Annotated in this window: 11 protein-coding genes; 10 read left to right on the top strand and 1 reads right to left on the bottom strand. The window is 51.0% G+C overall.

The genetic code is table 11. The annotated features are described in order from the left end of the window. Positions 1-4 precede the first annotated feature (4 nt). The 6 genes from OO017_RS17000 to OO017_RS16975 all read left to right on the top strand — a co-directional run bounded on the left by OO017_RS17000 (position 5) and on the right by OO017_RS16975 (position 7,180). Positions 5-1,117 (top strand): fatty acid desaturase family protein, encoded by a 1,113-nt coding sequence (locus OO017_RS17000; RefSeq protein WP_266053894.1) that lies wholly within the window; start codon positions 5-7, stop codon positions 1,115-1,117. An 81-nt stretch (positions 1,118-1,198) separates the two neighbouring features. After that, positions 1,199-2,317, top strand: a complete 1,119-nt coding sequence (locus OO017_RS16995; RefSeq protein ID WP_266053893.1) for a fatty acid desaturase family protein — start codon at positions 1,199-1,201, stop codon at positions 2,315-2,317. A gap of 163 nt (positions 2,318-2,480) precedes the next feature. Next, positions 2,481-3,002: a GNAT family N-acetyltransferase gene (locus OO017_RS16990; RefSeq protein ID WP_266053892.1), complete on the top strand. Its 522-nt coding sequence runs from the start codon at positions 2,481-2,483 to the stop codon at positions 3,000-3,002. 99 nt (positions 3,003-3,101) lie between these two features. Beyond that, on the top strand, positions 3,102-4,085 hold the full coding sequence (locus OO017_RS16985) for a YpdA family putative bacillithiol disulfide reductase (RefSeq protein ID WP_439651325.1): 984 nt from the start codon (positions 3,102-3,104) through the stop codon (positions 4,083-4,085). Between the two features lie 2 nt (positions 4,086-4,087). After that, the gene (gene ygiD, locus OO017_RS16980; protein ID WP_266053890.1) at positions 4,088-4,900 is read left to right on the top strand and encodes a 4,5-DOPA-extradiol-dioxygenase; all 813 of its coding nucleotides are present in this window, start codon (positions 4,088-4,090) and stop codon (positions 4,898-4,900) included. A 933-nt stretch (positions 4,901-5,833) separates the two neighbouring features. Further along, positions 5,834-7,180, top strand: coding sequence for a DEAD/DEAH box helicase (locus OO017_RS16975; RefSeq protein ID WP_266053889.1), 1,347 nt, complete (start codon positions 5,834-5,836; stop codon positions 7,178-7,180). Between the two features lie 155 nt (positions 7,181-7,335). On the opposite strand, the gene OO017_RS16970 is transcribed toward OO017_RS16975, so the two are convergent. Next, positions 7,336-8,232: a DMT family transporter gene (locus OO017_RS16970; protein ID WP_266053888.1), complete on the bottom strand. Its 897-nt coding sequence runs from the start codon at positions 8,230-8,232 to the stop codon at positions 7,336-7,338. A gap of 119 nt (positions 8,233-8,351) precedes the next feature. Between OO017_RS16970 and OO017_RS16965 the strand changes: the two genes are divergently transcribed. The 4 genes from OO017_RS16965 (at position 8,352) to sppA (ending at position 13,860) form a co-directional block, all read left to right on the top strand. Beyond that, positions 8,352-9,455 carry an AI-2E family transporter gene (locus OO017_RS16965; protein WP_266053887.1) on the top strand — a complete coding sequence of 368 codons (1,104 nt, stop codon included), beginning with the start codon at positions 8,352-8,354 and terminating at the stop codon, positions 9,453-9,455. Positions 9,456-10,307: 852 nt separating this feature from the next. Beyond that, on the top strand, positions 10,308-11,576 hold the full coding sequence (locus tag OO017_RS16960; protein ID WP_266054016.1) for a replication-associated recombination protein A: 1,269 nt from the start codon (positions 10,308-10,310) through the stop codon (positions 11,574-11,576). 170 nt (positions 11,577-11,746) lie between these two features. Then, positions 11,747-11,950 (top strand): hypothetical protein, encoded by a 204-nt coding sequence (locus tag OO017_RS16955; protein ID WP_266053886.1) that lies wholly within the window; start codon positions 11,747-11,749, stop codon positions 11,948-11,950. 149 nt (positions 11,951-12,099) lie between these two features. Then, positions 12,100-13,860, top strand: a complete 1,761-nt coding sequence (sppA, locus tag OO017_RS16950) for a signal peptide peptidase SppA (RefSeq protein WP_266053885.1) — start codon at positions 12,100-12,102, stop codon at positions 13,858-13,860. Positions 13,861-14,075: the final 215 nt, after the last annotated feature.

Genomic DNA, 14,075 nt, shown 5'->3' with positions numbered 1-14,075 from the left:
AAACATGAAGCTCAAAGGCAAAGTAAAATTCGTATCCCAAGATAAAAACCTCTTTTTCGCTACCCTCCGCAAGCGGGTAGACGCTTATTTTAAAGAGAATAATATTCCTAAAACGGCCAACACGGCCATGGTTGTAAAAAGCGTGGTGCTGCTATTAGTGTATATGCTGCCCTTTGTGGCCATCCTGGCGCTGCAGCCTGATTTGCCAATTAGCCTTCTGCTGTGGTTTTTAATGGGCCTGGGCGTGGCCGGTATTGGCATGAGCGTGATGCACGACGCCAACCATGGCGCGTTCTCAAGTAACAAAAGGGTTAATTTCCTGATGGGCCATACCCTGAACCTGGTGGGCGGCTCGGCTTTTAATTGGAAGCTGCAGCACAACATCCTGCACCATACTTATACCAACGTGGTGGAGATGGACGAGGACATACAGGACAGGCTCGTGCTGCGTTTCTCGCCGCACACAAAAGTTAAATTCTTCCACCAACTGCAGTGGGTGTATGCGTTCCTGTTTTATGGGCTACTGACGCTTTACTGGGTCGTAGCGAAAGACTTTGTGCAGTATGGCCTCTTTATTAAAAATGGCGTGAATGCCAACTCGGCTGCTGAGAACAGGACCATGCTTCTCAAGATTGTAGCCATGAAGGTGCTATACTTTTTTGTGATGCTCGCCATGCCGACACTGCTTTTCGGAATCCCTTTCGTGCAGGTTATACTTGGCTTCCTGCTGATGCACTTTGTGGCCGGCATTATACTTACGGTGGTGTTCCAGTTGGCGCACACCGTGGAAGGCACAAATCACCCGAGGCCGGATGAGAACGGAAACATCGAGAACGACTGGGCGATACACCAGATGAACACCACCGTGAACTTTTCGCGCCACAACAAGTTGCTATCGTGGTACGTGGGCGGCCTGAACTTTCAGGTGGAGCATCACTTGTTCCCGCGCGTGTGCCATGTACACTACCCGGCCATCGCCAACATTGTGAAAGAAACCGCCTCCGAATATGGTATACCTTATCTTGAAAACGCAACCTTTATGCAGGCCGTACGCTCACATATAGCCACACTGCATCGTTTTGGCAGGTTACCAGACATTAACGAGGCTATCGCATAGATAAACATGATCAGAAGGGCTCACACTGGAATTAAAAATTATTATAGAGCCCGGTTTTTTACCCATTATTAAGCAAACTAAATGAAATTAAAAGGCAAAGTAAAATTCGTCAACAAAGACAAAAGCCTGTTTTTCCCAACACTACGAAAGCGTGTAGATTCCTACTTCGCTACGAATAATCTCTCTAAGTCTGGCAACAACAAATTGTTAACCAAGAGCATTATACTGCTCCTGCTCTACCTGGTGCCGTTTGCCCTGCTGCTCGCCCTTAAACCCGGTTTGGGTATAAGCCTGGCGCTGTGGTTTATAATGGGAATTGGGGTGGCCGGCGTGGCCATGAGCGTGATGCACGACGCCAACCACGGTGCTTTCTCTAAAAACAAGACCCTGAATTACCTGATGGCGCACTCAGTTAATTTGCTGGGCGCGTCTGCTTTTAACTGGAAGCTGCAGCACAACATCCTGCACCATACCTACACCAATGTGGCGGAGATGGACGAGGATATTGACGACATCGTATTCATGCGATTCTCGCCGCATACCAAGGTGAAGTTCTTCCATAAGCTGCAGTGGGCATATGCTTTTCTTTTTTATGGCTTGCTTACGCTGTACTGGGTTATACTTAAAGATTTCGTTCAGTTCTTCAGGTATATCCGGAATGGGGTGAATGCGAATTCAAGAGCTAAGAACAGAGTCGCTTTCATGAAGATTGTAGCCTTTAAGGTGCTTTATTTCTTCTCTATCCTGGTGGCCCCAACGCTGCTTTTCGGAATTCCTTTCCTGGAGGTTGTGCTTGGCTTCCTGCTGATGCACTTCGTAACCGGTATCATACTTTCTACTGTATTCCAGTTGGCGCACACTGTGGAGGGTACCAGCCACCCCTTGCCTTCTGAGAGCGGTACCATTGAGAACGATTGGGCCATACATCAGTTAAACACTACCGCCAACTTCTCGCGCAAGAGCAAGCTGCTGTCGTGGTATGTGGGCGGCCTGAACTTTCAGGTGGAGCATCACCTGTTCCCGCGCATCTCGCACGTGCACTACCCGGCCATTGCCGATATCGTGAAAGATACCGCTGCTGAGTTTGATATCCCTTACCTCGAAAGCGAAACGTTCTTTCAGGCTGTTCGGTCGCACCTGGCCACGCTACACCGCTTTGGCAGGCTGCAACTGCCACGCCTTAGCGAGGTGATGGCTTAAAAACTTATTTAAATTGACTGTTGAAGCGGCAGGAGGGAGACTTCCTGCCGCTTTTGTTTTAGGCCGAAGTTTTACTTGATTAACCAAAAGGCCCTGGGGCTGGAACGTGCACTGCGGCCTTAGCTGATTTTACTTAAATTAGCGACGAATAATTTTTGCTCCCATGCCAGATATCCGAATCGCACCCTGCTCCACCGCAGACCTTTATACGCTACAAGACATCGCCATCCGCTCATACAGGGACCATTATTTATACTTGTGGTTTGACGGCGGCGCTTGGTACATAGACCGTAGTTTTGAAGAACAGGCACTACGCGATGAGTTGGTAGACCTGCATGCTGCCTTTTACCTTATTTATACTGATGAAGAATTGGTAGGCTTCCTGAAGCTGAACCTGCATAAGGAGTTTGGCAACCACACTGCAGCGGAAGCACTGGAACTGGAGCGGATCTACCTTACCAAAGCAGCCTCAGGCAAAGGCATAGGCCGCGAGGTAGTGAATTTTACCAAGGAAGTGGCCCAAAAGTATAAAAAACGCATCATCTGGCTGAAGGCTATGGACAGCAGCCGTTCGGTAGAGTTTTACGAGCAGAACGGGTTTGAGAAGTGCGACACTTACACGCTGCCTTTCGAGCAGATGAAGCCCGAGTACAGGGGCATGTTTGTGATGAAGCTGGAGCTGTAGGAGATTTTGTTTGAGTTTTAATGTACATACATTAAACTTTAGGCTAGCTCTCACTGTTGTGGAAGAAGGCACTTGAATTGCCGCATCAGAAAGTATAAAATTTTGGAAACTACGTACGACGTACTCATTATAGGAGCCGGACCAATTGGCTTAGCCGCTGGGTTGGAGGCGCAGCGAGAGGGGCTCAGTTACCTGATCGTGGAGAAAGGCTGCCTCGTTAACTCGCTGTATAACTACCCGCTCAACATGACTTTTTTCTCCACTTCGGAACGGCTGGAGATTGGCGGCATTCCTTTTACATCGCTCAATGCCAAACCTACCCGTGCCGAGGCGCTGGAGTACTACCGGCGTGTGGCCGACTCGGCTAAGCTGAACATAAACCTGTTTGAGGAGGTGCAGCACCTGCAGCTGGAGGGCGAAATGTACCGCATCAGCACCAGCAAAGGCAGTCACTTGGCGCGCCATGTGGTGGTAGCACTTGGCTTCTACGGCATCCCGAACCTACTGAACGTGCCCGGTGAAGATCTGCCGAAAGTGCGGCACTATTACTTCGACCCGCACTATTATTTCCGCCAGAAGGTGGTAGTGGTAGGAGCCAACAACTCTGCCGCCGATGCCGCCCTGGAAACCTGGCGCAAAGGGGCTGACGTGACCATGGTAATCCGGCAGCCGGAGCTCGGAAGTATAAAATACTGGGTAAAACCTGACTTGGAGAACCGCATTAAGGAGGGGGAGATAAAAGCCTATTTCAATTCCAGTATAACCGAAATCCGCGAACGTGAGGTAGACATCGAGACGCCAGAAGGGAAAATAACACTGGAGAACGATTTTGTGCTGGCCATGACCGGTTACCAACCTGACTTCAGCTTTTTGGAGAAAATTGGTATCAAGCTGAGCGAGGATGAGAAGCGCCACCCGCAATACAACCCTGAGACAATGGAGACAAACCTGCCCCAAGTATATTTAGCGGGCGTGGTTTGCGGTGGTATGGATACGCGTGTTTGGTTTATTGAAAATTCCCGCGATCACGCCGTGAAGATCATTGACCACATTAAACAGGAGCAGCAGGCAGAGAAAGTATAAGGATGGATGATGTGAAGAAACTACGGCAGCTACCGCAGCAGGAAGCAAAAATGCCGGCACTGTTTGTGGGCCACGGCAGCCCGATGAATGCCATGGAGCAGAATGAGTTTACCCGTGGCTGGGCAAGTATGGCCAAGGGAATCGCCACACCCAAAGCCATACTTGTGGTGTCGGCGCACTGGCAGACAAAAGGTACGGCCGTTACGGCCATGGCGCAGCCCCGCACTATCCACGACTTCCAGGGCTTTCCGCAGGAGCTTTTTAATGTACAGTACAATGCACCGGGCAGCCCCGAGACAGCCGCCGAGCTGCAGCAACTGGTCAAGAAAACTGAGCTGCACCTTGACCACGAGTGGGGCCTCGACCACGGCACCTGGAGCGTGCTCAAACACATTTACCCGAATGCCGCCATTCCTGTGCTGCAGCTTAGCCTTGATTACACCAAACCCGCCCAATGGCATTACGAACTGGCCAAGGAACTGGCGCAGTTGCGGCAGAAAGGCGTTTTGATAGTAGGCAGCGGCAATATTGTGCACAACCTGCGCACCCTTAACTGGCACAGACCTGACGAGGCTTTTGAGTGGGCAACCGAAGTGAACGAGCAGGTAAAGCAGCAGATCCTGAATGGCGACACTGCCCCGCTGATCAAGTATGAGCAACTGGGAAGCGCTGCCTCCCTGGCCATACCTACCCCGGAGCATTATCTGCCGCTGCTCTATACGTTGGGCCTGCAGCAGGGCGAGGAGCAGGTGCAATTTCTCAATGATAAGATGCAGTTAGGCTCCATCTCAATGACCTCGGTTAGGATTGGGTAATAATTTAAAGCAGTCTTGTAAGGGGTTAAGGAGGGATGTTTTTAAACCTACTCAACAAAAATAGCAGTTGAGGGAGATGGTCTGTAACACCGGGCCCAACCACCCCTAACCCTCCTTGTCCAAGGAGGGGAGTTTGTTTTTGCTTTGGCCAGAGTATAAGTTTCGTAGATGCTGGTGTAGCGCGGACAGGTCGCGACCTGTCTGGGCGAAGGTGTAAACCCACCCCTAACCCCTCCGAGGAGGGGAATTATACCTCTCCCAAGCCCTCGTATAAAGAGCGCCTTTGGAGTTTTTCCGGTGACGAGCGGAGTGAGGCATTGCGACGCAGGAGCAAAGGAAAAGCTCCCAGCGCGATGCGGGAAGACGAGCCCTCCCGGGCTGGAGGGAGCCAAAGCCGGAAATGAAACGGTAGGTATGAAAGACTGAGGATCAGCAGCGGCTAGTAAGGGTAGCTTGGTTCAAGCTACAGAAAGCAGTAGCTATGGAAGTATAAAGTACGGACTGCGCAGACTTCCTAGTCCGCGGCAGAGTGAGTTTCGGACAAAGATGTCCGGAACAGCGGGAAAGGCAGGTGTAAGAGAGTAGCCAAAGTATAAAGTATGGCTATTCAAGCGAGTTGCGTTACAAATTCACCATCATAAAAGGACACAAGTCTGAAGACCTGCGCCAGAAGGGGGATCAGCAGCAGCCAAAAAGTATACCCAAAGTATAAAACCTGCCAAAATAGGAACTGAGCAAACTTGGCTCTATCTTTGCACATTAAAAGCATCTCAACTTCCCTAAAGAAACTATACTTCCGGTTTTAAGGTTGATGAGAGCAACACCGGTCGGGAATGGCCTCTTGCAGCCTGCTGCAATCAATTTCAAACTCCGGCCACCTTACCGTAAAGCAGCGCACAAGGCGTTGCGCGGTTTTATTTGAAAAACCATTGAATGACATTCGAGAATCTTAACTTGATTGAGCCAATCCTAAAAGCTCTTAAAACAGAAGGATACACTACCCCAACACCTATTCAAGCCAAATCCATCCCGCTTATACTTGAGAAGAAAGACCTGCTAGGCTGCGCCCAGACAGGAACCGGTAAAACGGCAGCCTTCTCTATTCCGATTCTACAATTGCTGCACGAGAAGCAGGGAGATGACCGTGGACAGCGTAAAATAAAAGCCCTTATCCTGACACCAACCCGCGAGTTGGCATTGCAGATCGGCGACAGCATGGCGGCGTACGGCAAACATACGGGCCTGAAGCATACAGTAATTTTCGGTGGCGTGCCGCAGAAGAAACAAACCGATGCCCTGCGTGCTGGTGTGGACATTCTGATCGCCACCCCGGGCCGTTTGCTCGACCTGATGGCGCAGAAGTACGTGCACCTGCAGCACATCGAGTTGTTTGTGCTGGATGAGGCAGACCGTATGCTGGACATGGGTTTTGTGAATGATGTGAAAAAGGTGCTGAAAGTGCTACCGGAGAAAAAGCAGTCGCTTTTCTTCTCTGCTACCATGGCCCCGGAAATCATGAAGCTGTCTGATAGCATCCTGGTAAATCCTGCCAAGGTGGAGGTAACTCCGGTATCGTCTACGGCCAATACCATTCAGCAGTCTGTATACTATGTAAAAGGCCCGGACAAGCGCAAGCTGTTGCTGCACCTGCTCAAGGATGAGGAGATGGAGAGCGTGCTGGTGTTTACCCGAACCAAGCGTGGCGCAGACCGAGTAGCCAAGGATATTGCCAAAGCCGGCGTAACCGCAGAGGCGATACATGGTAATAAAGCACAGAACGCGCGTGTGCGTGCGCTGGATAACTTCAAGTCGCGCAAAACACGCGTACTGGTAGCCACTGACATTGCCGCCCGCGGTATAGATGTGGACGACCTGAGCCATGTGGTGAACTATGAGCTGCCAAACGAGCCGGAGACTTACGTGCACCGCATTGGCCGTACAGGCAGGGCAGGGGCAAGCGGCATCGCGCTATCTTTCTGTGGTGCTGATGAAGTTCCTTACCTGGCCAGCATCCAAAAGCTGATCTCGAAGAACGTGCCGGTGATAGATAACCACCCGTTCCCGCTTACAGCCAAGGATTTTGCAGAGGCAGCCAGCACCGTGAAGGAGCAGAAGAAAAAAGGCGGCAGAGGCGGACGCGGCAGTTGGGGCAATAAACCGTCCGGTGATGGTAAGCGCAGTTCAGGCAGCGCTACCAGCAACAGGCCAGCCGGTGGCCCTCGTAACGGAGGCGGTAACCGTACCAACGGTAACAGAAACAGAACGCATCAATCAAGCTAGTTTAGCTTAAGCATAAAGTATAAAAGCCCTGTCGGAGATGCTCCGGCAGGGCTTTATATTTTAAATCAGGATTTTATAGAATACAAGGATGAGCCGTTGACTTCGCAGGGCCTCGCAGACGGGTGAGCTTCTTGCCGTCTACGAAGCATGCCAAACTACCCCTCCGTTACGGCTTGCCTTGTGCGGCTTACCAGGTATACTCCAGCAAATATCAGCAAGGCATATATTGCCTTCTGCACCGTAAAAACATCTTTGCCTACCCCTATGGCGATGACAATGGCCAGCACCGGCTGCAGGTAAATGTAAGCTCCTACCAATGAGGGGTTGGCATAACGCAAAGCCCAGGTGTTAAACAGGTAAGCGATGATGGTTACGGCGATCACCATAAAGGCTATGGCCCACCAAATGGAATCAGGAAAAGAATTGTAATCCGGTGCCATAACCTGCTGCCAGCCGAAGGGCACCACAATTATGGCCCCTACGGTAAAGATGCGGCTTACCACGGTAAAGGCGTTATACTTCTGCATCAGCGGTTTTACCAGCACCAGGTATAGGCCAAAAGAAGTGGCATTGAGGATGATAAGCAAATCGCCCCACAGGTTGCCGGTAGTATGCTCGCTGCTGGAAGTATAAATGAGCAGGAACGCACCCAAAAAGGCCAGCGCAATGCCGCCAACCTTACGTTTGCTGATGCGCTCCCGTAAAAGTATGGCTGAGAACACCAGCACCACTACCGGCACGATCACCATCAGCAGAGCTGCGTTAATGGGTGCCGTTAAGTTAAGGCCGGCAAAAAAGCAGAGTTGGTTCACAGCCACGCCCGTCACGCCGCAAAGTATGGACCGCAGGTTATCGTTCCAACCCACAATTTTTTCCTTTGTTATCAGCCGGGTAAAAAGCCCGAAGAAAATAGCCGCCGACACCACCCGGATCACAATCAAGCCGAAAGGGCCCATGTAAGCTGGCATTACCGCTTTGGCTATACTGTAATTGCTGCCGTAGATCAGGGCCACCAGGAAAAGCGCGCCATGCACCTGCACTTGTTTATTCATGGTGCAAAGGTACGTGCTTATTTGTACCGCTCCGTATAAGGTAGGAAACAAAAAATACACCTAAAACGACACGCTATATGAATGGGATGCCCCTTACCGTGAGGCGATCTATAGAAATAATGGGACTGTTCTTTCTGGGATGGTTTATTGTGCTGGCAAAGGGGCTGCTAACGCCGCTGCTGCTGGCTTTCTTTATCAGTATCATGTTAATGCCGCTTTACCGGTTCTTCCGGCAGTATAAGCTCCCGGATGCGCTTGCCATTTTTGTAAGTATATTGGCCATGGCAATAGTGTTTGGCCTCATCATCTGGTTCTTCTCCGCTCAGATCGGCAACCTGATCTCTGATTTCCCGATCATCCAGAAAAACGTAACCAACCACTTAAACGCCCTGAGCGCCTGGATCGAGGCACACTCCCCGTTCTCTACCACCGAGCAACTGGATTTTATAAAGGAGCAAAGTAACAAGCTGCTTGGGTTTACGGGCACTATCCTGAGTGGGGCGGCCGGGTCTGTCACGTCACTGGTCATTCTGCTGGGTTTGCTGCCCATCTACATTTTCCTGATCATGTTTTATAAGAACCTGCTGCTGCGCTTCGTGTTTTTCTGGTTTCCGCAGGAGCAGCACGGCAGGGTAGAGGAGACGCTGCGCGAGATGCAGGTGATCATAAAAAGCTACCTTTTTGGTCTCCTGATACAGGTAAGCTACATGACGGTGCTGTTGGGTGGTTTGCTGCTCATTATCGGCATCAAGCATGCGTTGCTTATCGGGCTGATATTCGCCTTTCTGAACCTGATTCCATACGTTGGGGCCTTGCTGGGCAACATCATCGGGGTGCTGCTTACCTTGGCCTCTTCCTCGGAGCTATGGCCGGTCTTCGCTGTGCTAGGTACCATTACCTTTGTTCAGTTCCTCGACAATAATATCCTGATGCCGCGCATTGTGGGCTCTAAAGTAAAGCTAAACGCACTGGCTACCATTGTAGGCGTTATTGTGGGCGGCGAGATCGCGGGAGTTGCCGGCATGTTCCTGTCGTTGCCTATCATTGCCGTGCTCAAGGTGGTGTTCGACCGTACGGAGCAGTTCAGGCAATGGGGCGTTCTTTTCGGAGATGAAAGACCTGAGCGAAGCCCCATGGAGGTTCCGCCGCTGCGCACAAAGGACAAAAGAGTTAAGAAGAAGCTGGAAGAGCAAAACAAGATCGAACCGCCGCATGAGAAGTGAGTTTAACGTGCATGTACTCTTGCTCATCATACTGTTAAGCGATGCGTTGTACAGCTGATCTTTCTCTATCCCTAACGCATCCTATACACTGAACAGGCAAGGGTAATTGTGCATTACTGGGTCCAACCACCCTGCCCCTCAGAGCTACGCTCGCTAGTTTCGAACTCCCGTTCTCACTAGTCAAAGGCGGGGAGCCTGCAATTACTGATGTTGAAGTGTAAGTTTCATCGTTGGGGATGGCTGTCATCAGCAAAAGTTTGAACCAACCCCTAGCCTCTCCGAGGAGGGGAATTATACCTCTCCCCAGCCCTCTCCTAAAAACAGGAGAGGGAGTCCGGTCCCAGTGGTTTAGTAATGGCTATCGAACTGTTCCCAGTCTTTCCGTTGAGCGCCTTGTATTGATGCGGTGCCCGGAGGGCAGCCTGCAGCGCAGCGATGGCAGCTTCAATACACCGCGCGATGCGGAAAGACGAGGCCTCCCGGTCTGGAGGGAGCCAAGGCAGGAGGTGCAACGATAGCCTTTGTAAGACTGAAGATGAACGGCGGCTAGAAAGAATAGCTTGTTTCAAGTTGCGAGAAGCAGCAGCCACTAAAGTATAGCCAAAGTATCAGGTATGGCTTTTCAAGCCAGTAGAGTCAGAGACTCAAGACCATTAAAGGACACAAGTCTGAAGACTTGCGCCAGACGTGAGAAAGTATAAACTGGCATGTAAAAGTATAGCAGAAGTATAAAGTATAATTCAATTCCGACTGAACAAGCCGTGGCAACAAACCCACACGTTTTATGCTTACCTGTTTCCCTTCAAATTCGTAGCTTTGTTAGGAACAGATTCCGGAGAAAGTAAAGAGCAGATGATTCACCCGAACATACCCTTGGCCGAGCGCATGCGGCCCCACAATCTCGATCAGTATTACGGACAAAAGCACCTTGTAGGGCCCGATGGCATTCTGCGCCGTTACATCGAGGGAGGCGTGATACCAAGTATGATTTTGTGGGGACCTCCGGGTGTAGGCAAAACCACGTTGGCCAACATTATCGCCAACCAGATGAAGGTGCCGTTTGTAGCCCTGAGCGCTATCAACTCTGGCGTCAAAGACATCCGGGAGGTGATAGACCAGGCTAAAAAACGACAGGGCACAGTGCTGTTTATAGATGAAATCCACCGGTTTAACAAGTCGCAGCAGGATGCACTGCTGGGGGCCGTGGAGAAAGGCACAGTTACACTGGTGGGCGCTACTACAGAAAATCCCTCCTTTGAGGTAATCTCGGCCTTGCTCTCTCGCTGCCAGGTATACATCCTCAAGCACCTGACCAAAGATGAGTTGATAGAGTTGGTGGACAAGGCCCTGGCGCAGGACGAATGGATGCGCCACCGCAAGGTGCGGGTGCAGGACTACGAGGCCCTGTTGACCATATCAGGGGGCGACGCACGCAAGCTGCTGAACCTGCTCGAAATTGTGGCCGAAGGCGTGCAGGGCGAGGAGGTAGTGGTGACCAACGAACTGGTGAAACAGGTGGCCCAGCAGAACATCGTGATGTACGATAAGTCAGGCGAGATGCACTACGACCTGGTTTCGGCCTTCATCAAGTCCATCCGTGGCTCCGATCCGAATGCGGCGGTGTATTGGCTGGCGCGCATGATCGAGGGTGGCGAAGATCCCAAATTCATTGCCAGAAGGTTGCTGATTGCGGCCTCAGAGGACATTGGTTTAGCCAACTCCAACGCGCTGCTCATGGCCACATCCTGTTTCCAGGCGGTGCAGATGATCGGCTACCCGGAGGCGGAGATCATACTTTCGCAGTGCACCGTTTACCTGGCCACATCTCCCAAGAGCAATGCATCCTACAAGGCCATTAAAACGGCGCGGGCGCTGGTGCAGCAAACCGGTAACCTTCCGGTGCCGCTGCACATCCGCAATGCACCTACCAAGCTGATGAAGGAAATCGGGTACGGCAACAACTACAAGTACGCCCACGACTACGAAGGCAACTTTGTGCAGCAGGAGTTTATGCCGCAGGAGCTGAGCAATACACCGCTTTACCAGCCCGGCAACAACGCCCGAGAGCGCGACCTGCTAAAGCAGCTGCAGGCGCAGTGGGGAAAGAAGTATCGCTATTAGTTATTAGTTGTTGGTTGATTTTTACGAAGGAAAAGGACAGGAGAAGCCAAAGTATAAAATGCGGCAGTCAATAACTGGCTCCCCCGAAGCTCAGTGCATAGGACGCTATAAGTGTACCCAAAATAGTCACCAACAATAATCAACCAATAACGAACAACGAACAACCAAATATGAACAGAATCGTGTTTATACTTTCGTTTGTGCTGCTGATTGCCCTGTACATTGTGTGGGGGCAGCTGGAGTTTCCGTTTGGCGGCTTTATGGTGGTGGTGGGTACGCTGGTATTGGTATACTTCCGGAGGCGCTACCTGCACATGAAACCTTACTGGGGTGGTAGCTTGTCTGATATTCCCAAATACTTTACATTACCATAAGTTTCTAACGCAAAAGGTTTGTCTATAAAATGGCGTGGTTGGTCGAGTTGGGGCTGAGTAGATGAACTTAAAGCTTTAAATTTGATTGAGAAGTATGGAAGTATACTGCTTCCTGAGAAATAACGAACCAAATTAAACCCTGACATACCATGCTAAATTTCCTGAAATATGTGTTGGCCACCATTGTAGGCCTGCTCATATTCTTCTTCATCAGCATCCTGTTGCTGATCGGCATTGCTGCCAGCACAGCCTCCAAAGACGAGGTGAAAGTGGCTGATAACTCTGTGCTGGAGCTTAAACTGGACAGGCCCATCGCGGAGCGCGACCCGAAAGACCCTTTCTCTGAGCTTGGTTTCTCGTTTGGCGGCTTTTCAAGCACCGACGGCCTCGATCAGATCAAAGCCTCTATCCGCCGTGCTAAAAATGACGACAGAATTGAGGGAATCTTCCTGAACATGACCTTTGTGGATGCCGGGATGGGAAAGCTGGAGGAAATCCGAAACGATCTGATCGACTTTAAGAAATCTGGCAAGTTTATCGTATCCTACACCGACCTCTCTACCGAGAAGGCGTACTACCTGGCCTCTGTTGCCGACAGAATCTACCTGAACCCGATGGGAACGATAGAGTTTAACGGCATGAGCTCTGAGCTATACTTCTTTAAGCGCCTGCTGGATAAGCTGGAGATTGAGGCCCAGATATTTAAAGTAGGAACCTATAAGAGCGCCGTGGAGATGTTCTTCCTGGAGAAGGCCAGCGAGGCCAACCGTGAGCAGATAACCTCTTTCCTGAACTCGATGAACAACTACCAGCTGAAGCAGATTGCCGCCACACGCGGCATAACAGCTGAGGAACTGAAGAAGGTGCAGGATAACCTGTTGGTACGTGACCCGGAAGACGCTAAAAAGTATAAACTCATCACCGACGTGGGGTATTACGATGAGGCCCTCACTTACATAAAGGGCCAGATAGGCCTAGAGGAAGAAGATGAGCTGGAGATGGTGCAGCTCAAGGAATACAAAAAAGTGAAGGACGATAACATCAGCACCTCCAAAAACCGCATCGCGCTTATTTATGCCGATGGCGATATAGTGGACGGAGAGGGTGACGAAGACAACATTGGCGGTCGCCGTTTTGCTGATGCCATCCGCGAGGCCCGCCTCGATGAGAAGGTAAAGGCCGTGGTGTTGCGCATCAACTCACCGGGGGGCAGCGCCCTGGCCTCAGATATTATCTGGCGCGAGATTCAACTGACAAAAAGAGAAAAGCCGGTGATCGCCTCCATGTCTGATGTGGCTGCCTCAGGCGGTTACTACATGGCCATGGGCTGCGATACCATTGTGGCGCACCCGAACACTATTACCGGTAGCATTGGCGTGTTTGGCGTGATCCCGAACATGCAGGGCTTCCTCAACGAGAAGCTGGGTATAACGGTAGACCACGTAAGTACCGGCAAGTTCTCCGATATGCCAACTGTAACACGCCCCATGACCGCACAGGAAAAGGAGATCATGCAGCACCAGATTGACCAGGTGTACGAGACCTTTACAAGCAAGGCAGCCAAGGGCCGCGACATGACGCAGGACAAGCTGAAGGAATATGCATCGGGTCGTGTATGGTCGGGCATAGAGGCCAAGCAGCGTAACCTGGTGGATGTGTACGGCGGCCTGGACGAAGCCATTGCCATAGCTGCAAAGAAAGCCGGTGTAGCAGACGACTACCGCCTGAAAGAGATGCCTACCCGCAAAACCTTCTTCGATGAGCTGATGGGAAGTATGGGCTCGAAGGCAAAGGAGCAGGCTATCAAAGCCGAAATGGGGGATTTGTACCCATACTACAAGCTGTATAAGAAAGCCTCTACCCTGCAAGGCATCCAAGCCCGCCTGCCATACGAGTTGGTGGTGGAGTAGAGAGCCTGATTGCACAAAGTATGAAGAAGTGATTTCATACCTGAAGTGTAAAACAAAAACCGCCCCGGTAAATATGCCGGGGCGGTTTTTGTTTTATGGAATAGCTATTTTTCGCAACTTTGCCCGGAGAGATTCCGGTGTTAGCCGTTAAAAGGTATAAGCGGTACATGCTTCTGAACGAGGTGCAGCAATCTCTCCAACACTCAACTAAAACC

Source organism: Pontibacter anaerobius (assembly GCF_026241195.1).
Taxonomy (GTDB): domain Bacteria; phylum Bacteroidota; class Bacteroidia; order Cytophagales; family Hymenobacteraceae; genus Pontibacter; species Pontibacter anaerobius.
This window is presented reverse-complemented; position numbering and strand designations above follow the sequence as displayed.